At 26.6% G+C, this 21935-nt stretch carries 17 protein-coding genes, 1 tRNA gene and 1 riboswitch; of the genes, 16 read left to right on the top strand and 2 right to left on the bottom strand.

Going from position 1 to position 21935, the window contains the following annotated elements; genetic code table 11:
• Window positions 1-79: 79 nt before the first annotated feature.
• From BHAMNSH16_RS11550 to BHAMNSH16_RS11515, 8 genes are all read left to right on the top strand, one after another.
• The gene (locus BHAMNSH16_RS11550) at window positions 80-1633 is read left to right on the top strand and encodes a coiled-coil domain-containing protein (RefSeq protein WP_069731547.1); all 1554 of its coding nucleotides are present in this window, start codon (window positions 80-82) and stop codon (window positions 1631-1633) included.
• Between the two features lie 21 nt (window positions 1634-1654).
• Window positions 1655-4408 carry an RNA polymerase subunit sigma-70 gene (locus tag BHAMNSH16_RS11545; RefSeq protein WP_069731548.1) on the top strand — a complete coding sequence of 918 codons (2754 nt, stop codon included), beginning with the start codon at window positions 1655-1657 and terminating at the stop codon, window positions 4406-4408.
• Window positions 4409-4425: 17 nt separating this feature from the next.
• Complete coding sequence (locus tag BHAMNSH16_RS11540) at window positions 4426-5199, top strand: sugar phosphate isomerase family (protein WP_008728034.1); 774 nt, start codon at window positions 4426-4428, stop codon at window positions 5197-5199.
• Window positions 5200-5212: 13 nt separating this feature from the next.
• Entirely contained in the window at window positions 5213-7177 is a 1965-nt protein-coding gene (nagA, locus tag BHAMNSH16_RS11535; protein WP_008728033.1) for an N-acetylglucosamine-6-phosphate deacetylase, read from the top strand.
• 95 nt (window positions 7178-7272) lie between these two features.
• Complete coding sequence (locus tag BHAMNSH16_RS11530; protein ID WP_069731549.1) at window positions 7273-8577, top strand: AAA family ATPase; 1305 nt, start codon at window positions 7273-7275, stop codon at window positions 8575-8577.
• The gene (locus BHAMNSH16_RS11525) at window positions 8577-9173 is read left to right on the top strand and encodes a hypothetical protein (protein WP_008729309.1); all 597 of its coding nucleotides are present in this window, start codon (window positions 8577-8579) and stop codon (window positions 9171-9173) included. Before BHAMNSH16_RS11530 ends, BHAMNSH16_RS11525 begins: the two co-directional genes overlap by 1 nt.
• Window positions 9174-9262: 89 nt before the next feature.
• Window positions 9263-9348: transfer RNA gene (locus BHAMNSH16_RS11520), tRNA-Ser, on the top strand.
• A 13-nt stretch (window positions 9349-9361) separates the two neighbouring features.
• Window positions 9362-10069 carry a flagellar biosynthetic protein FliO gene (locus tag BHAMNSH16_RS11515; RefSeq protein WP_008729308.1) on the top strand — a complete coding sequence of 236 codons (708 nt, stop codon included), beginning with the start codon at window positions 9362-9364 and terminating at the stop codon, window positions 10067-10069.
• A 45-nt stretch (window positions 10070-10114) separates the two neighbouring features.
• Here the strand turns inward: BHAMNSH16_RS11515 and BHAMNSH16_RS11510 are convergent, their stop codons facing one another.
• Window positions 10115-10864 (bottom strand): early set domain-containing protein, encoded by a 750-nt coding sequence (locus tag BHAMNSH16_RS11510; RefSeq protein ID WP_008729307.1) that lies wholly within the window; start codon window positions 10862-10864, stop codon window positions 10115-10117.
• A 7-nt stretch (window positions 10865-10871) separates the two neighbouring features.
• Entirely contained in the window at window positions 10872-11336 is a 465-nt protein-coding gene (fliS, locus tag BHAMNSH16_RS11505; RefSeq protein ID WP_008729306.1) for a flagellar export chaperone FliS, read from the bottom strand.
• A gap of 159 nt (window positions 11337-11495) precedes the next feature.
• Here fliS and BHAMNSH16_RS11500 point away from each other — a divergent pair, with 159 nt between their 5' ends.
• The 8 genes from BHAMNSH16_RS11500 (at window position 11496) to BHAMNSH16_RS11465 (ending at window position 21923) form a co-directional block, all read left to right on the top strand.
• Entirely contained in the window at window positions 11496-12317 is an 822-nt protein-coding gene (locus BHAMNSH16_RS11500) for an aldo/keto reductase (RefSeq protein ID WP_069731550.1), read from the top strand.
• A 91-nt stretch (window positions 12318-12408) separates the two neighbouring features.
• Window positions 12409-13125 (top strand): 5'-methylthioadenosine/adenosylhomocysteine nucleosidase, encoded by a 717-nt coding sequence (locus tag BHAMNSH16_RS11495; RefSeq protein WP_069731551.1) that lies wholly within the window; start codon window positions 12409-12411, stop codon window positions 13123-13125.
• 225 nt (window positions 13126-13350) lie between these two features.
• The gene (gene ptsP / locus BHAMNSH16_RS11490; RefSeq protein ID WP_008727039.1) at window positions 13351-15099 is read left to right on the top strand and encodes a phosphoenolpyruvate--protein phosphotransferase; all 1749 of its coding nucleotides are present in this window, start codon (window positions 13351-13353) and stop codon (window positions 15097-15099) included.
• A gap of 16 nt (window positions 15100-15115) precedes the next feature.
• A complete protein-coding gene (locus BHAMNSH16_RS11485) occupies window positions 15116-16561 on the top strand; it encodes a tol-pal system YbgF family protein (RefSeq protein WP_069731552.1) in 1446 nt (481 codons plus the stop codon).
• Between the two features lie 20 nt (window positions 16562-16581).
• Window positions 16582-17349 (top strand): DUF4253 domain-containing protein, encoded by a 768-nt coding sequence (locus BHAMNSH16_RS11480; RefSeq protein WP_008726475.1) that lies wholly within the window; start codon window positions 16582-16584, stop codon window positions 17347-17349.
• Between the two features lie 96 nt (window positions 17350-17445).
• Window positions 17446-18705, top strand: a complete 1260-nt coding sequence (locus tag BHAMNSH16_RS11475; protein WP_069731553.1) for a hypothetical protein — start codon at window positions 17446-17448, stop codon at window positions 18703-18705.
• Window positions 18706-18751: 46 nt separating this feature from the next.
• Window positions 18752-18848: riboswitch (purine riboswitch) on the top strand.
• A gap of 21 nt (window positions 18849-18869) precedes the next feature.
• Window positions 18870-20240: an 8-oxoguanine deaminase gene (locus BHAMNSH16_RS11470; protein ID WP_008726477.1), complete on the top strand. Its 1371-nt coding sequence runs from the start codon at window positions 18870-18872 to the stop codon at window positions 20238-20240.
• Window positions 20241-20402: 162 nt separating this feature from the next.
• A complete protein-coding gene (locus tag BHAMNSH16_RS11465; protein ID WP_069731554.1) occupies window positions 20403-21923 on the top strand; it encodes a bifunctional metallophosphatase/5'-nucleotidase in 1521 nt (506 codons plus the stop codon).
• Window positions 21924-21935 lie beyond the last annotated feature (12 nt).

The raw sequence follows: 21935 nt of genomic DNA, 5'->3' as shown, positions 1-21935 counted from the left end.
AAAAATATTTTTATTAGTAAATTTAAATTTTTTCCGTTAATACTAATAAGGACTATAATATAATGGCAGGTACTTTATAATGGCTGTAAAAAAAACCGATACTAAGAAAACTTCATCAGAAGCAAAAACTACAGGCAGAATTTCATACAAAGAATTATCTGAAGAATTAAAATTAAAATTGCAGCAATCTGAAGAAAAAATCGCTGAACTTAATAAAAAATATAAAAAAGTAGTAGATATACAAAAAAAGAAAATAGAAGACAAATACAAAAAAATAATAGAAGATTTAGAGTCAAAAAAATCTATACCTGCTAAAAGTCAAAGCAGTAATGCTGAAATAAATAAACTTCAAAAAAGATTAGAAAAATTAGAAAAGACTAATCAAAAGCTTGAAGAAGAAAAAAGAAAAATAGAATTAAAAAATGAAGAGCTGAAACTAAAAGCAAAAGAAGCTATAAAATCAAAAACTGAAACCGCATCAAAAACTGCTAAAACAGACAGAGAAGCTCTAAAAGAAATTAAAGCATTAAAAGAGCAGTTATTAGAATCAGAACAGGAAAAGAAAGAATTAAAAGCAAAATTAAGAGAAGCTGTATCAGAATTAAAAAATGCTAAAAAAAATACAAATAAGCTCTCTAAAGAAGATAAAGAACAATATAAAGAAAATTTAAAAATATTAAAACAGATAGAAAAAGAATCAAAAGCATTAGATAAAAAAAGAGAACTCTTAAAAAAAGAAGAAGAGAAATTAAAAGAAATAAGAGGGGATATAAAAAGTTCTGCTAAAGATATAGCTTCTACAATGAAAAAAAGCTATATTACAGATGATGATGATGAAGCAGATAGTGAAGGAAGCGGCGATTTGCTTTCTAATATGAATGCAAAAACAGAAGAAGGTATTACAAAATTAGCTACTTTATTATGTGCTGCTATGGACGATTACAGAGAGCAGAAAGCAAAAGAAAGAGAAGAGTCCGAACTTGAAGAAAAACCAGAAGCTGTATCTGTTTTATCTGAAGGGGAAGAAAGACTAAACAGAGCCTCTGAAGAATTAGAAAATCTAGTTGAAAACAGACTCGAAGATTCAGACAGTACTAAAGATGAAAATTTAAATAAAAGACCTTTCACTATAATAGATAAAATAGAAAACAGCCGTGTAGAAATAAATGAAGGATATACTCCTCCTCCCGGCGGACAATCTATAGTAGCTTCTCCAGATTCTGCTCAGCAAATAGGACAGGCTCCTCAAGCTCAGCAGCCTAATATCACAGTTAAAGTTGAAGCTCCTAAAGAAAGTGCTAAATTGGCTAAGCCTGAATCTCAATTAAAACCAGCAAGTGAAACCCCTACTATGAGAATGAAGCTCTTAGATGATATAGATGATTATGAAAAGAAACTTGTAATTACTTATGGTTTTGATAATATGCCTGAAAATACTTACTATTCTAAATACAAAAGAATATTAAGAAATGCAGCTAGAATAAGTTTGTTCGGTAATTTGCAGGAAGGACTTGAAATGTTCAAACTTATAAGAGATCAGAATATACCTGACGAATATAAACAAATGATAGATAAAAATATACAAGATATTACATATTATTTAAGAGGATTGCATAGAGTTAGAATGGAATAAATAACAGGATAATAAATAATAATGAAAAAATTGATTATTATATCACTACTATTGATAATACCTATATTATCATGCTCGCCAAAAAGAATAGTAGACAGAGAAATAGAAGCTGTTTATGATAAAAAAGATAATTCTTATACTATTACATATCCTGAATATAATAAACAGTATCCAAAATTTATAAATTTAAAATATGGAAAGAGTGTAAAAATAAATGACGGAATATTATTAACTTATAATATAGATTCTGATAATATACCAATACAATTAAATATAGAAGTAGAAGAAAACAATATAATAAAGACATTTAATATAGAAAATCCATTAGTTAATAGAAATATAAATCTCACATTATACGCTACAAATTTTAATCCTCCATTGGAAAAAGATAAATTAGACAGACTATCTGTAAGCATAGAAACAGTTGGAAATGTTGATACAAAAGATAAAGTAAAAATAGCAATAAATGAGTATGATGATAAAATAAAATCAAGAGAAAATATAGCATTGATACTTCCTGAAAGCGGACATATAGCAAAGAGTAATCCTCCATTTGTTATGATTAATAAAAGAACTACTCTCACTAGAATATCAATATCTAAAGAGCTTTCATTTACAACTCGTTATGAATATACATTGAGAAATAACAGCTTCTTCTCAATAACAAATACATTAGAAAACGGCAAATGGTATATAGCATTTGATGAAAATGGAGACACAAATTTAAGAAGAGTCTATCATTTCTTTATAGATGACAGCAGTACTAAAATCACACCTATAACAAATAAAACTTTTAATATACAAAGACCTTTTGTATTAATAGATAAGCAGACATTTGAAATATTATATAATTTACTATACAAAGCAAACAGACTTCAGCCTTCTGTACTTTTGAGAAATATAAATGCATTCAAATCATATACTTCAGCAAATATGGGTAAATGGTCTGTAAATAATATATCATATTCATTAACTGATGATACTAATAAATTATACTTTGAGAATCTTCCTTCTCATACTATGGTTATGTCTTTAAAAGCAGCATTTGAGCCTAATAATAATTTATTAAAATATGAAATTAAACAGATGATAAGAGATATAGTGAATTTAGATGAAACAAAAATAGACAATTATAATATTATAGATTCGGTTAATATATTAGCTAATTCTCTTCTTATGCCTTTTGATTTGATGTATGATGAGTTTTCGCCTGAAGAAATAGTTTTGATGAAGCAGGAATTTATAAAATACGGAGAAACACTTTATAACTATATAACAGAAAATCCTTCAGAATACAGAAATAAAAATACTATAAAATACATTACAACATTAGGATTAATAGCAATTAATATGCTTAATGAAAATATAAATCAGGATCAAGTTAGAAATTGGCATTATTTTTCTATGAATTACATAAACAGCATGGTATTTTCTATGTTTGAAAATGACGGAAGTTTTAAATCATCAATAAGCGAAGCATTTGATACTATAATGCCTATATTAACTTATGCATTATCATTGAAAAATGTAGGCATATTCGATGCTTTTACTTTTGAATCATTTAAAAATATAGGAAAATATTTATCGATAGTAGGATATCCGTCAGGCTATACTTTACCTATAGGATACACTGCTATAGATAATAGAAGCAAATTAAGATTTGATACGGGTGCTAGAAGTGCAGTTATGGAGCTTCTAAGCAGAATGTATGCTAATCCATTATATAAAAATTATGCTGTATTTGCACAAAGCGAATCTGCTGAAATAAAATATCTCCCTTATGCTTTAATGTGGAATAATTACTATCTTAGGGATAATGTTAATTCTAATATTGATTTTCAATGTGAGACTTTACTACTAAAAAAAATACAAACTGCTATCTATAATGAAAATATAAAAGCTCTGAATGCACCTTATTTGGCTATATATGCTAAAGGAAGAAACGCTGATGATTCTTTAGGACTTAATCATAATGACAGAATGAGTTTTGTATATTATAATTACGGAGATTCTATAATAGATGAATTAGGCTACAACTTTAATTCTAATAATTATACACTTTTTAAAGATGCTGATTTTCATAATGGAATATCAATAGACGGAAACAAAATAGAAGAAAATATGGGAAGTTATTCTTATATAGAAAATATAACTAATTATTATAAAATGTTCTATGCCCATGCAAAAGCAAATCAAAGATATACATATTCCGTAAATCTTAAAAACTATGACAGAAGATTCTACTATCTAAAACCTAATATTTTAATAATAAAAGAAGATATTGAAGCATTGCCTGATATAACAAAACAATATCATGTTTACGGATATAAATATAAATGGAATGCCAATTCAAAACTTCCAATAACTTTTGATAATGAAGCAAATAAATTCATTATAGAAGGAACCTATTCTTATACATATATACAAATATTATCTTCAAATGAATTAGAATATAATATTATTCAAACCTATATAGGACAGAATAAATTATATACCGCAGAAGTTTCAACAAGAGATAATGTAAAGAAATTTGAACCTTGGATAATTATAAGTACAATGCCTAAAAATAATGTAGCTCAGGCTATTAGAAGAAATATTATAAATACTAATATCACTTTAGGAAATTTTACAAGTACAAATTTAAATTTCAAAGCAGGAAATAAAGAATACTATATAAACATAGAAGATTATATAAATACTTCAGATAATACGAATAAAATAAACAATATACTATATACAGAAAATAGGGAAAATGTTATAATAAGCTCCGATTAATTATAAAGGACTTATTAATGAATATATATATAGCTGATTCATATCAAGATTATACTGTATTCACAGCAAAACATATTCTCAATTTCTTAGAGAAAAAGCAGGAAAAAAAAGAAAAACTTTATATTTCAGTTTCTAGTCAAGATGATACTAAAGACATTTATAAAGAACTAATAAGCAATATTAATAACTATCAAATTGATTTCAAAAATATATTTATATTTCAGCAGTCGGAATATATAGGACTTTCTCAAACAGATAAAAACAGCAAAGCATATTTTTTAAAAGAAAATCTGCTTTCCAAAATAGATATACCTGAAGAAAATGTATTTTTATTTGACGGAAAAGGCGATGAATCTCAAATGGATAAACAGCTTGAAATTATAAAAAAAATAGGAAGATTTGATGTTATATGGTATTCACTTACCGCTGATTCCACTTCGGCAGGAAATGAAAGAATGTCATCATTATCTTCACTGTTTAGAATTAAAACTTTAAGCGAACACTCTATAAATGAGATTAAATATAAATTTGAAGATGAAAGCAAAGTACCTACAACAGTATTTAGCATGGGTATGGGCTTTATAGATATGGTTGATACTGTATTGTTAACATCATCTGGAATAAATAATTCCTGCTCTCTAAGAGATTGCTTAGAGCATGGAATAAGCAATTCTTCGCCTTTAAGTAAATTACAAAAGCATAGTGATGTTACTGTGATAGCTGATTACGAATCATCTTTGAGATTATCAAGTCAGACAGTATTTATGAAAATAGAAAAAAATATAAAATAAAAGGAGAATATACATGAGAATCATTATTACAAATGAAAGCGTTTATGAATGGGCTGCTTATTATACTGTAAAATGTATATTAGACTATTCGGATAAAGACAAGCCTTTTGTGTTATCTTTTCCTTTAAGATATATCAATAAATCATATTATCAAAAATTATTATCTTTCTACAATGATAATATAGTATCTTTTAAAAATATACATATAGTTTCATCTGGCGAATATATAGATTCAAATATATCGCAGAAATATTTAGAAGATAATTTCCTAAAATTTATAGATATACCTAAAGAAAATGTTCATTTATTTGACAGTAATGTAGTAAATAGAAAAGAAGAAGCTAAAAGAATGGCTAATTTAATAAAAGAATTAGGAAACATAACTTTATTGATAGATAATTTGGCTGAAGACGGAAGTTTCTTACTTAATACTCCAAGCTCATCATTAGAAGGAAGCATAAGAGATAAAAAGATAAGCGAAATAATAAGAAGCTATGAATCCAAAAAATTTAATATGCCTATAGAGATGTTCCCAAGAGAGGGTTTCACATTAGGATTTGAGGAAGCATTTAATGCAAAATACATACTTGTTATGGCAAACGGATATGAAGTGTCTGATGCTTTAGCACATTGTGTTGAAGGAGCTATAAGTCAATTCTACCCTACTTCTGTACTTCAGGAACATAAAAAACTTATAATTGTCGCAGATGAAGAATCAAGCAGCGATTTAAAAGTAAAAACTTATAAATATGCTAAAAGTTTGGAAAGCAAAAGTCTTCATCCTAAAGAGCTTATTAAAGGGCTTTATAAATCTTACTATGCACTTACAAACATCAAAATATTTGACGGCGAGAAGTTTATAGACGGGCATTGTATTGTTATAGAAAACAATGTTATAAAAAGCGTTGAGAAAGAAATAGATGTTGATGCTGTTATTACTAGAATAGATTTGGGAGGAAAAATAGTTGCTCCCGGATATATAGACTTGCAGGTTAATGGCATAGGAGGATATGATATTAATGCTACTCCTACAGTTGAAACATTAAAAAATACGAATGAAGTTTGTCAGAGATACGGCTGTACTTCATATTTGCCTACTGTTATTACAAATAGCGACGAATATATGTTAAAAATCATAGATTTATTTAATAGTATAGAAGATCTGTCAGTAATCGGAGTATTAGGAATACATTTTGAAGGTCCTTATATATCACATGAAAAAAGAGGAATTCATAATGAAAAATTTATAAGAGAACCTAATATGGAAATGATAGAAAAAATCAATGCTTCTAAATGCGTAATGGTAACTGTTGCTCCTGAAATGGTTTCCGGAGAAGTTATAGAGGCTTTTGCTATGGGCGGAAAAGTTGTATCTGTGGGACATACTAACGGCACATACAATGAAATAAAAGAAAAAATACCTTATGGAATAACTTTTGCCACACATTTATTTAATGCCATGCGTCCTTGGGGTTCAAGAGAGCCAGGTGCTGTCGGAGCGGTACTTGAAACTAAAGACATGTATGCAGGTTTAATATGCGACGGAGTTCATTGTGATTTTGCTTCAGTAGAGCTTGCATACAAATTAAAAACAGGTCATATATGTATAGTTACTGATGCTATAGCCCCTGCAGCTGCCCCTGAAATAAAAGAATATATTTGGGCTGGCAAGAAAATACATAGAGACGGCAACAGACTCATAGATGATAACGGAACTTTAGGAGGTTCAGCTATAACAATAAGTCAGTCTGTGAGAAATGTAGTTAATGAGGTAGGTGCTACTGTAGAGGAGGCTTTAAAAATGGCTTCGCTTTATCCTGCTAAAGTTATGGGCATAGACGACAAATACGGCAGAATAAAAGAAGGATACATTGCTGACCTAGTTATATTAGATGAAAAATTAGTTGTAAAAGGTGTGGTATTCAAAGGAAACTACAAAGAGTATAATTATGACCATGAATGGGTAACACATGCTTAAAATACTAATTTAAACAAATAAATTTGAAAAGGCTTTAATTAAATATACTTTAGTTAAAGCCTTTTACAAATTTAAAAAAATGGTATAATACAAAAATGAAATTAACAATAAATAATTTTTCCAAAATAAAAAAAGCTGATGTAAATCTAAAAGGTATAACAGTAATATGCGGTGAAAATAATACAGGAAAAACTACTGTAGGAAAAATTCTATTCTCTATTTTTGATTCAAATAAAGATAAATATATTAAAATAGAAGAAGAACTATTATTTGAATTTCAATTAATATTTTTAAAAAACTCTATAGATATTACATCACATAATAGATATTTATATAATAGAATTATTGAAAGATTAGATATTATTCTAAAAGAAATTAATTATTTTAAAGATATAAAAAATATATCTATTAATTTTATAAAAAATATTCTCAAAGAAATATTTGACTATAACTTTTATAATTTTTTAGAAACAACTTCAGATAATATAGAAACTTATGATATCATTATAAATAATATTTCAAATGATATAGAAAAAATATTGAAAAATCCGTATAATAAAATAATGCAGGAAGTAAGTAAAAGATATTTTAATGAAATATTTAAAAATCAAATAAACAATTTACATCACAGAGATATTAAAGCATCATTAGAACTAGAAATAAAAAACAAAAAAATGAATATAGAATTTAAGAATAATGAGTGCATAAAATTTGAAGAAGAATTTGATATTATTAACAACATTTACTATATAGATAACCCATTTATACTAGATGAAATAAACAGTACAGAACATAAATATGGTCTTATAGCTAAAAAATTAATTACTTCTCTTACAAAAGATTATACTGAAAACATGTATAAAAATATTTTCAGTGCTGTAAAAAATAATGATATAATGAAAAATTTAGAAGAATTATTAAAAAATATAACTATTGGAGAAATAATAAAAAATAATGAAATTTACTATTTGAAAGAGGATAATATTGATATAGTATTTGAAAATTTATCTGCGGGTTTAAAATCATTTATAATTATAAAAATGCTTCTATCAAATACATCTTTAAAAGAAAATGATATTCTAATATTAGATGAGCCTGAAATACATTTACACCCAAAATGGCAATTAATATATGCTGAGTTAATAGTATTACTTAATAAGTATTTAAATCTAATTATTGTAATAACAAGTCATAGCCCTTATTTTGTAGATGCTATAAATAGATATTCCAAATTTTATAAAATAGATGATAAAACTAACTTTTATCTATCTGAATTAGAAAAAGATAATAAAAATACAATGATTATAAATGTAAATGAAAACATTGATTTAATATATAAGAAAATGTATGAACCTATAGAAACATTAAACAATATGAAATATGATGAAGATATAGAATAATGGAAAATAAAATTATAAAAGATATAAAACAAATAATATCTAATTTTACACAAAACATAGAAATAAATAATTTAGAAACTACTATAAGGATAGCATCATATTCACCTTCAAATAATGAATATATGACGGATGCTGACAATATTGTAATTAATGGTGATATTTTAAAAGATATTTATAACAGTAAATATAATTTTAATAACAGACCAAAGTCTGCAGATGCTGTTTACAAATTTGAAAATGGAAATATATATGTAATAGAATTTAAAAATGGCAAAATAAATAATAAAGAAAAATTAGATATTTTTAAAAAAGCTTATGATACATTTTTAATACTGCTTGATATAGGAATAATAAAAAATTTAAATTATTCAAGAAATTATGCTACATATATAGTTGTTTATAATAAATTAAAAAATGATGAACCTAACAAAGATAATATTTATAAATATTTTGCTAAAAATGCTTTATCTTATAAAGAATATAAATTTAAAGATTTAAATACTTTGCAGGAAATATTATTTAAAGAATCATTTGCTTGTACAAAAGAGAATTTTAATGAATATATAATACCTGAGCTTAATAAAGAACAAAATTAATAAAAAACAAACTTTAATTAAATATAAACTTGACTAAAAATATTATTTATGTTATCATAACACAATCATTTAAGGAAATATATAGTTATGGAGAGATGCCCGAGAGGCCGAAGGGAGCAGTTTGCTAAACTGTCGTAGGCAACCCCTACCGCGGGTTCGAATCCCGCTCTCTCCGCATCGGTTTATATATGATTAAAAAAATTTCTGTCATATTCTTAATTATTTTCAGCATAGCACTAACTCAAGAAAATACTACAAATCAAAATAACACCAATAATGCTGATATAACAACAGAAGAAAATATAGAAAATACCGCCCCTGAAACTAATTTCTTCAATGCCCCTATAGATAATACAAACAATGCTAATGAACCTGCTATATTACAAGATATTAGAAATATTCAGGACAGAGCAGAAGTAAGTAACGGCTGGATGTTTATAAGAGCTATAATTGGTTTTATAGTTACTTTAATTGGTATATATTTGGTATTTATATATTTAAAAAATAAATCTAAAAAAGTGTCAGGCTCAAGCGATATTATTAAAGTGCTTGCCACTACTCCGGTAGCTGCAAACAGATATATATCTATAATAGAAATTGTTGAAGACATGTATTTGGTTTCTATTTCAGATCATAATATTAATTTATTATCAAAGATAGAAGATAAAGAAACTAAAGATCAAATAAAAATGATGTATATTAACTCTAAAAATAATACAGTAGATGATAGTTTTAAAAATATCTTTAATCAAACATTATCCGTATTCAAGCAGCCTAAAATGAAAGAAAAAGATCCTTTAAAAACGACTTCAGAAATAAGAGAAAGGCTTCATGATTTGAATGCTGAAAATCCTATAATAAATAATAATGATAATCAAAATAATAAAATGCAATAAAAAAGGATAGGCAATAAGCTTATCCTTCTTTATTTTTATATTTAATTAATATACCATTCTTTGATTAGTTTGATTATAATTTATCAATGTATATGAATGAAGTCTTCCGTCGCTTCCCTTATAAACATTCATATTAATAGGATCAACTTCCCATATTCTGTCTACTACAAAGTTATAATAATAATTACCCGCTTCAGGTCTTAAAGTGATAACCCATAAATTATTAGAATAACTCATAGGATATCTTAAACTATCAAAGCCCAATTTATCAGAGGTAAACATAACTTCCTTAGCAGTATCATTGCTGTAAAAGAATGTAACCGTGCCGTCAGAATTATAAATAGGGTTTTTTTCATAAAATCCTACATCATTAGTTAAAACAAAATAACTTACAACCTGATTATTATTATCATATTCAATATTAGCATTTACAGGATCATTAATCCAAACCCCATTAACTCTGTACCTATAACTATATTTTCCTGCTTTAAGCGGATGCTGCCAAAGATAATAATAAACTCCGTAGGAACTCTTTATAAGAGGTATACTATCTTCCCAATTATTGAAATCGCCGGATACTTCTACAGAATCATAATTCTCTGCAAAAGTAAATAATACTCCATCATTTACAATTCTAGGCTGCATAACATCTTGTATATTATAATATTTTAAAATTTCCAGCCTATTCATTCTAGCTTCATACTGCTCTATAGTTTCAGTATCTTTCTCACCGCATGATAAAAGAACTATACTAAAAATAATAAATAATACTGTTAATTTATACATTTTTTCCATTGCTTATTCAACCTGTTATATTTAATTTACTATCGCTATTTTGTGAAGAATTATCTTTACTATTATTAGGTGCTGCTTTACTTTCGCTATTAGTTTTAGACATTTGCTCTTCAACACCTTCCCAAGCTGTTTTAAGCTCTTTGAGATACCTTATAACTTCTAACAAAGGCGGCTTAGTTTTAGATATATTGCCTTCTGTAAGTTTTTGATTCATATATGTATATATAGAAGCAAGTCTATGTGCTATATCTCCGGCTTCATAATTAAGAGAAGATAAAAGCTCATATATGATTTCCTGTGCTTTTACTATATTATTATGTGCCTCTTCAGTACCATGTTTTTTATCCATAGCAGCACAGGCAGTTTCTAAAAACTTGATAGCACCGTCATAAAGCATAACGATAAGTCTGTTCTGTGAAGCGGTACTCACATCAACTTTTTTATATTTTTCGTATCCGTTATTACTAGACAATTTACTCCCCCCATTTGTATTATTATGTTAATTACTAAATATTATCGGAAAATCATAAAAAGCATAAAACATTTTTTAAGATAATAAAAATATAGCTGTAATATTATCTATTATAACATATAATAAAATTAATACCATAATATAAAAAAGGAAGAAGTTATGATTAATGTAAAATTTAATAATGGTATAGAAATGCCTATATTTGGTCTTGGACTATATAAAATAACAGATAAAAAAGAATTAGAAAATGCACTAAGATGGGCTATAGAAGCAGGATATAGAAAATTTGATACCGCCCAATTTTATAATAATGAAAAAGAATTAGGAGAAGCTATAAGAAAAATAGGAATAAAAAGAGAAGAAATATTTATAACCACTAAAATATGGAATACAAAACAAGGTTATAATTCTACAAGGAAATCATTTAAAGAAAGTTTAGAAAAACTTAATATGGATTATGTAGATTTAGTGCTTATTCATTGGCCCGGACAAAAAAAGGAAAGATATTTAGATACATACAGAGCATTAGAAAATATATGCCAAAGTAAAAAAGCCAAATCTATAGGATTAAGCAACTTTGAAATAAAGCATTTGAAAGATATATTTGCACATTGTAATATTGCCCCTGTACTAAATCAAATAGAAAGACACCCTAATTTGCAAAGAAATGAATTAATAGAATTTTGTAAAAATCATAATATCATTGTAGAAGCATGGTCTCCATTGGCAAGAGGAAAAATATTTGATAATAAAACTATAATTGATATAGCAAATAAATATAATAAAACTCCTGCACAAATAATATTAAGATGGAATATAGAAAATAATATATCTGTTATACCTAAATCTGTAACTAAAGAAAGAATAGAAGAAAATATAAATATATTCGATTTCAAATTGGACAAAAATGATATAGAAAAAATAAATTCATTGGAAAACGGATACAGAATAGGAGAAGATCCTTTAACTTTCGATTTTTAAAATCATTTTTATTATAATAAAATATTATAGTTTATAAAAATAGATTTTTAATATATAATTTATTAATCATTATTATTTGGAGGATTATTTTATGTCTGATATAAAAAGAATTGCAATAATAGGTGCTATGGATTCAGAAATTACCAATTTTAAAGGTATGATTGAAAATATAGAAGAAATTGAAATAGCTAATATTATTTACTATAAAGGCACATTATGCGGTAAAAATATAGTACTATTAAAATCTGGAATTGGTAAAGTTAATGCGGCTATTGCTACAACTATAGCTATAGAAAGATTTAATGTAGAAAAAATAATATTTACAGGTGTTGCAGGTTCCGGAAATCCTGATTACGATATATCTGATATAGTTATATCAAAAGACTTAATAGAACATGACTTTGATACAAGCGATTTAGACGGAGAAGAACTTACTGTATTAGTTAAAGGCTATAATAAAAATTATTATCCTGCAGATGCTTCTTTGATACAATTAGCAAAAGAATCAGCACAAAAAGTGATAAAAGAGAATAAAGTATATATTGACACAATAGCTACAGGAGATCAGTTTGTAGGCAACAATCAAAAAGTTAAGCAAATACATAATAAATTTAAGGCTGGTGCTATAGAGATGGAAGGTGCTGCTGTTGCACATGCTGCTTTGATGTATAAAGTTCCTTTTGTAGTTATACGCTCTTTATCTGATAAAGCAGACAGTGATGCCGTGGTAGATTTCCCTAAATTTGTTGTAAAATCTGCACAAAACTCAATGAAAATTGTTGTAGAAATGCTTGAAAACATGAAATAAAAAGCTAGCATAACAATAATAAAAAATAGCCGATGACTTATGAATGAAGTTATCAGCTATTTTTTATATAGTTTATCAAAATAAATAATATAAACTTTTCTAAATATAATTAATATCTATTTTTCATATTGAAAAATAATACTATTTACAATTAATTTACTATTGAAAATATTTTGCATTTATAATATAATCTTTACTATTAATTAACATAATATCGGAGAATACATGCCTGATAAAAGAACGATATTAAATGGAAATGGGGTTGGCGATGATGTAGCTATAGGAAATTCTTTTTTTTATACTCCATACCTAAATACTCCCATATACAAGATAGAAGAATCTGATATAGAAGAAGAATATAAAAGATTTGATGAAGCTGTAAAAAAATCTATAAATGAAATAGAATTATTACAAAATCATGCGGATAATAATATCAAAAATATCTTACATACTCATATACTAATGCTTCAAGACAGAGTAATAATAAAACAAGTGAAAGAAGAAGTTAAAGAAAAATTGCTTAATATAGAACATGTATATGATACTATAATATCAGGATATCTCTATAAATTATCGTCTATAAATAATAAAATGCTTTCAGAAAGAAGCAGCGATATTATTGATATAAAATCAAGACTGATAAGAAATTTGATACAGCCTCATTCAGGAGATTATTCTAAAGTACCAAAAGATAGTATTGTAATAGCAAAAACACTTACACCTAGCGATGTATTAAAATTTAATGCTATAGGAGTTGCAGGATTTATAATAGAAAGCGGCGGATATACATCACATGCTGCAATACTTGCCAAGTCTTTCGGCATAACTACAATATTTAACATAGCCGATATATCAAGCAAAATAAAAAACGGAAGAAAAATAATAATAGACTGCAAAAGTAATATAGTTATAATGAATCCAAGCGAAAGAGATATTTATAATTATACTATATTGACAGAAAATATAAAAAAATTAAAAGAAAAGGCTATATCAGATGCCAAAGAAAAAGCATTAACAAAAGATAATATAGAAATAAAAGTACATGCCAATATAGATATACCGGAAGAAACAGAAAGCTTATTGAAATTTGGCGTAGATTCCATAGGTTTGTATAGAACAGAATTTTTATATATATTTTCAGATGAGGAAATAGCATCAGAGCTTCCCACAGAAGAAACTCAATTCCAAGTATATAAAACTATAGCATCTAAAATAAAAGGAAAAGTTATAATACGAACTTTAGATATAGGCGGAGATAAAATATCACCTGCTTTGGGGTTAGAATTAAAAGAAGATAATCCTTTTTTGGGATGGCGTGCTATAAGATTCTGCTTATCTAATAAACAATTATTTAAAAATCAAATAAAAGCATTGCTTAGAGCTTCTCATTATGGAAATATAGAAATAATGATTCCTATGATAAGCACTTTAGAAGAATTTATTGAAACTAAAAATTTTATAGAAGATATCAAAAAAGAATTAAGAGATGAAAATCAAAATTTCAATGAAGAAATAAAAATAGGTGTTTTAATAGAAACGCCTTCAGCTGCTGCTATAATAGATTTAATAGTAAAAGAAGCTGATTTCTTATCCATAGGCTCTAATGATTTAGTTCAGTATATGATGGCATGCGACAGAACTAATGAAAAGCTGATATATTTGTATAATCCAATAGATATATCAGTTCTTAGAACATTAAAAAGAGTTATAAAAATAGCTAATGAAAATAATAAGCCTGTAACTTTATGCGGTGAAATGGGAGGTGTTCCTGAATATACTCCTGTACTATTAGGACTTGGTATAAGAGAGCTTTCAATGTCTGTAACATCTATTGCTAAAATAAAAAATATTGTTAGAAACATAAGCATAGAAGAATGCGAAGATTTAGTAAATAAAATGCTTGATAAATGCGATAATAATTTCTCAAGGTCAATTTTAAAAGATTTTTTAAGAAAAAAATACAAAATTAATTAATGAAGGTAAATTAAATATGAATAAAATATTATTAAGTATAATTGTATTAATATCTGCTGTACTACTTAGTTCATGCAAAGCGGCAGATTCAATAAATGAGTATAGAAAATTAAAAGATATAGAAAGCACAGAGGATTACGGACCTTTAGGAGACTTTTTAAAAACTCTGCCAAAAACAGAAGAAGAAAATGCACAATCTCCGTATAATGAACTTACAACATTCATCACAGGAAGAAATCAAATATTATCATCAAGCTATAAAGAAGGTTTTGAAACTTTAGCAAGATTTTTATTCACCTACCCTTCAAGTTATTATGAAAGCGAGGCATCATATCTTTTAGGACAGACATTAATATATATGGTAGAAAATGAACCGGCATACATAGAAGAATTCTACACTCAATTATTATCCGAGGGTATAGTTGAAGGTGAAGAAAATAATGATGATGAAGCAGTTACAAACTTACAATCCTCATTAAAAAATATATACAATCAAATGGGAATAATAGCAAAAGACGGACAATACTCTTTTAACGGATATATATTCGACAGAATACTTCAAGATGAAGAAAGTGTTTTTCCTTTGAAAGATTTTGCTTACTACTTCAGCATAAGACATAGATTCAGCAGCATACAAAATGAAAATGATAAAGCTAAATTTATTACAAATATTACTTATTTAAGAAGATTCTCAGACAGATACAGAACAAGCGTACTTCAAGACAGCATATTACATAATCAATCATATTTCCCTGATAATCTGCCTTTTACTTTAACTTCTGCTGAAAATAAAAATTATAAAGGCACTATGGAAACTGTACAAAAAAGAATAGATGCTATAAAAGCAGAATTTGAAGAAGAATACTATGTTATAGGAAATGGAATTATAATAAGAGACAGAATACCTGCTATTACTCCGGGAACTGAAAAAGAACTTTATACATTATATAATTATGATTTTGTAACAGTGCTTAATAAGACAAATGTATATAATCCTAAAGAGAGGGCAAGAGAAGATTGGGCTTTAGTAAAATATGATACTTATTACGGACCTATAGTAGGCTGGAGCTATTTAAGATATATGACAAATAATATTCAGAATATGGGAGATATATTTGAAAATTATAAGGCTGCTATGAATTCATATAAGAATTATGACTACTTAAAATCATCAGACTTCTTCTCTTATATACTTAATGATCCTAATACAAATTATTTCACAGATAAGTCAGTATATTTCCTATGGAAAGTTAATAATAAAATAGGAGAATTAGTAAGTTCAAAAAATAATCCTTATTATAAATATGTATTAGATTATCCTAAATATTTTTATTATAATACTAATAACAATGTACTTCAAAGTTCTACTTTATTGTATAATTATTTAGTTAAAATACTTCCTACTAACCCTTACAGATTTGTTATAAGCGGAGACAGTGAAGCAGAATATAGCGTTGATTAATTTAATAATTAGGAGCATATATGAATGAGAATATAAAATTTATAACAGATTTTATAAAATGCGATTATGAAATACTTGAAGGCGGACTTAAAGATGATACTAAAATAATGAATTGGTATAAAGAGAATTTGGAGAAAGGAAAAAAAGAAGGATACACTCCTTTAATAATAATACCTACAGATATACTCACTGAAGCGATTGAAATGTTTTTGGAAGACAATGATGCAGAAATTGAAGATTCAAAAAAATTAATAAATGAATATATAGAAAAATCCAAAGAAGTAAACTATAAAGAATATTTGCATCAGAATATTGAAGATATTTATGATGATAAAGAATATATTGAAGAAATAAAAAAATCATTCAATGCTCCTATAGTAGAAGGCTTTGAAGTTGTGAATAGTTTTTGTTCCTATTATGATTATAGTTTAGATAATCCTGTTACGGTTGATTTAATATTAGCAAAAATTCCTACTCTTAATCCTTATGAATTGGCATGCTATATTCCAATGGGCGGATTCAATGACTGTCCTAATCCTGAAACGCAGGCAGCAATTTTCAAGTATTGGTATGAAAAATATAATGCCTATCCTGCTGTAGTAGGTTATGATACTTGGGAGCTTTTCACAGAAAAACAGCCTCAAACTGAAGAAGAAGCTAGAGAACTTGCTATAGAACATTATTATTTCTGTTTTGACAGAGTAGATCAATCTGGTGAAGATTATGATCATGGAAAATTAGCAGGTACATTATTAAAATCAGATGTTTGGTATTTCTGGTGGGATTAATCCGTTTTTATAATTGACTTTTATATTTATTAATTTATAATATTTCTTGATTTTCATTTACTACTATATGGTATACTATTTTTGTGGGGTTGAATTATGGAAGAAAACAATATTCAAAATAATACTATAACTGAAAAAACAAATACAATTAATGATATAAATAGTAAAATAGGCAAAATATTAGAAAATAATTTAATATCAAATTTAATAATTATTTTTATAGGTCTTATTGCTTCATCTCTTATTACAATTGCTGCTTTTATTTTTATGGATAATAGAATTTCTAGATTCCTTATGTATTCAGAATATCTTTTTTTATTAATTCCATTTTTTCATTTATTTTATTTTTTCTCTTTAAGTTTAATATTTTATATAAATAAAAATTTCAATTTAAAAAATATATTGATAACATTTCTATCAGTTATTTTTATATTAATTGTAGATTTAAGCACTAGTTTTTTTATAAGAAGTGTTGCTATAGATAATATGGATTTTTTTGAACAAATCTCTATTATAAAATATATATTTAATAATATAATATTTTTTATAATATTAGCCTTGTCATATAATGGTTTTCAAGTATTAAACTCCAAAAGTATTTCAGAGTTTTTTACTTTTTCTGCTGATATATCAATATTTGCAGGTTTAATAGCAGGCATAGTATCAACAGTATTTGGAATATTTGCTATAATAGTTATATTTTTGATAAAAGATATTATTGACATCTTAGACAATGAAATTATAATAAAATTAATAGTATTATCAATATCATTCTTTACTTCATTATTTCCATTTTTGGTATATACAGTTTATAGAAAAATTAAAACTAATATTTCTATATATTTATCAAGAATATTAATGCCTTTTAGTTTATTATTTATATTTATACTTTTGATTCTTTTATTAATGCCTGATATAAGTCCTTATGATAACAGAGTCAGTTTTATACTCTATAATATAATGCTTGCTGTAATTGTATTAAACATGTTCTTTGTAAGAATTGATTATAAATCAAGCATATTTACTAAAGCAGTATATTTAATTCTCCCTATAATAACTATTATTTTTGATATATTGGTATTGACTTCTTCTTTGTACAGATTAATAGAATATGGTATAAGCCCAAATAAAATAACATTGATAGGTACAAATTTAGTTATGTTAGGTAATTTAATTTTTATAACATTTTTTAACATCAAGTCTATACTAATAATATTCAAAAAACCTGATAGTATTCCAAATATAAAAGAAATCACTATTGGAGATACTAAATCAGTATTTTATATATATATTTATGGAGCTTGGGCTTTTATAGTATGTTTTATAATACCTATATTGTTTTCATTATTTAAATAAAAATTAATTATGAATTGACATAAAAATAAAATATTTTATAATACAACTAGGCGATAACTATACAGCTTATATAAGTTCACAATATGGCTGAACGTTTCTACCAATTACCTCAATAATTGACTATAAGTTTTGTGCCTTATTTTAATTAGCGGAGGTATCAATATATGTCTAGTCTATTTATCAAAAATGCTTCTTCTATAGTTACATGTGATAATAATGATACGGTTCATAATTCTAGTAATTTATTTATAGAAAATGGAGTTATAACTTATATCGGTAAAGAAACAAAAGAAGAAAAAAACGCTGATAAAGTAATTGACGCTGAAGGTTGTTTTGTATATCCGGGACTTATAAATACACATCATCATTTATTTCAAATATTCACTAGAAATCTGCCTCAGGTTCAGAATATGGAATTATTTGAATGGCTTACTAATTTATACGAAATATGGAAAAATCTTAATAACGATGTTGTGTATTACAGTTCTATGACAGCAATGGGGGAATTATTAAAAACAGGCTGCACAACATGTTTTGATCATCATTATTTATTTCCTAATAACAATGCAGAAGGAATATTAGATTCTCAATTTGCTGCTGCTAAAGATTTGGGAATAAGAATGTATGCTTCAAGAGGAGGTATGGATTTAAGCAAAAAAGACGGAGGACTTCCTCCTGATTCTGTGGTTCAATCAATAGATGATATTTTAAAAGATTGTCAGAGAGTAGTTGAAAAATATCATGACAGCTCAAAATACTCTATGAAAATGGTGGCATTAGCTCCTTGTGCTCCTTTCAATGTTACAGGTGAATTATTAAAGCAGTCTGCTATTTTAGCTAGAGATTTGAAAGTAAGACTTCATACACATTTATGCGAAACTAAAGATGAAGAAGTTTTCGTTAAAGAAAAATTCAATATGCGTCCTTTGGAATATATGGAATCTCTTGGCTGGGTTGGTGAAGATGTATGGTATGCTCATGGAATTCATTTTAATGAAAAAGAGTTAAAATATTTGGCTGATACAAAAACAGGCGTAGCTCATTGCCCTATATCAAATATGAAATTAAGTTCAGGAATTTGCAAAATACCTGAAATGCTTGAATTAGGTGTACCTGTAGGTTTAGCAGTTGATGGAAGTGCAAGCAATGACGGTTCCAGCTTACTTGAAGAGATGAGAGTATGCTATTTACTTCATAGACTCAATTCAAGCAATAAAGCTCCTAGTGCTTATGATATATTAAAAATAGCAACAAATGGAGGAGCAAGAGTTTTAGGCAGAGATGATATAGGAAGTTTGGAAATAGGAAAAGCAGGCGATTTATTTATTATAGATATGCGAAAATTAGAAATGGTAGGGGCTAATTTCGATGCTAAATCTTTATTTGGTACTATAGGATGGAAAAATACTGTTGACTATACCATTGTTAATGGAAAAATTGTTGTTGAAAAAGGAAAAATTATCACTATAGACGAAGAAAAAATATATAAACTTGCCGACGATACAGAAAATAAATATCTTAGTAAAGATAGATAATTATAAATACAATAATTGACTCCTTGTTTAATATACAAAATATAAGCACGGCTTTATATATTGGGCCGTGCTTTTATTTTTTTAATATTTAGTTTATATTTTAACATAATTGACAAATATATAATATGATATAAAATTTAAACAAAATGGAGTGATTACTATATGAAAAAAATTTATTTTATTTTAATTTTTATATTAATAACAATATTATCATGTCAAAAAAATAATATTTTACATCCTAAAGAAAGCGGAAACCTTATAATAATTCACATGAATGATACTCATGGAAAAGATGAAGAAGAAAATGGAATATACGGAGCTGCTAGAAGAGCTGCTTATATTAAGCAAGTAAAGGCAACTAATAATAATGTTTTGGTTCTTCATGCAGGTGATACCATTACAGGAAGTATTTATTCTACAGTTTTCAAGGGGGAAGATGAAGTTAAAATTATGAATGAACTTGGTGTGGGTGCCGTAACAGTTGGAAATCATTTTATAGATTACGGACTTGATAATTTCAATCAAATAATAAAAGACAGAAACTTCCCTACTCTTTCAGTAAATATTAAAAATAAATCAGATAATAGCTATTATGCTAAACCATATATGGTTACAAATATAAACTGTATAAAAATTGCTGTAGTAGGCGTAACTGTAAAAAATGCAGGATACAATCCTCAATACACTCAAAATTTAGTATTTGAAGATGAAATACAATCTTTACAAAATTTTATGTCAGAAATTCCTTTAAATACTACTAATGATGTTACAATACTTCTAAGTCATGCAGGATATAATGTTGATATAGAAATTGCCAATGCTATGCCTAATATCTTTGATGTCATAATAGGAGGACATACTCATACTGTACTTCAAAATGCTAACACTATAAATGGTACTCCTATAGTACAGGCAGGTTGTTATGGGCAGTATTTAGGAAATATAAATTTATATGCCAATAATGGAAATGTTTCAAGATTTCATTATAAACTAATTCCAATGGATAGTAATATAAAACAAGATCCTGATATGCTTGCTTTGGTTAATGAAATGAAAACTCTGGTAAAACAGGAATCTAATGTAAGGATAGGTACTTTATCTGAAGATTTGCCTCTTAATGTTATAGAAATTAGATCTAAATCTACACCTCTAGGAAATTTTGTATGCGACTTGATATATGATTCTAATCAGGAAGGAGATAAGGCTGATATTGTTTTCATAAATTCCGGAGGAATAAGAGCCGGATTTACAAAAGGAGACATAACATTAGCAAATGTAATGACAGTTTCATCTTTCGATAATGAAGTAATATTAGTTACATTGACAGGAAAAGATATACTTGATTTATTAAGGATTTCATGCAAAAAAAGTACAGTAATTGCCGGAAATTCAGGCGGAAGTTTCCTTCAAATGTCAAGAGGAATGGAAGTTACATACAACAGCAGCGGAAATTTAATATCTGCTAAATTAAATAATACTGCTATTAATGAATCACAATCATACAGAGTAGCTTTATCTACATTCATATATAACAGCAGCGATTATGTTAATATTACTCAGAAAGGACAGAATATTAATATGACAGGAAAAGACTGCAGAGATGATATGATATCAAAAATTAAAGCTCTTGGAAATATAGACAGCAGTTATATAGATAAGACAGTCAGAGTTAATGTTCAGTAAATAAAAAAATAT

Origin of the sequence: Brachyspira hampsonii (assembly GCF_002214805.1) — a bacterium.
Taxonomy (GTDB): Bacteria; Spirochaetota; Brachyspiria; order Brachyspirales; family Brachyspiraceae; genus Brachyspira; species Brachyspira hampsonii.
The sequence above is the reverse complement of the archived record's forward strand: the minus strand, read 5'-3'. Positions and strand labels throughout refer to the sequence as shown.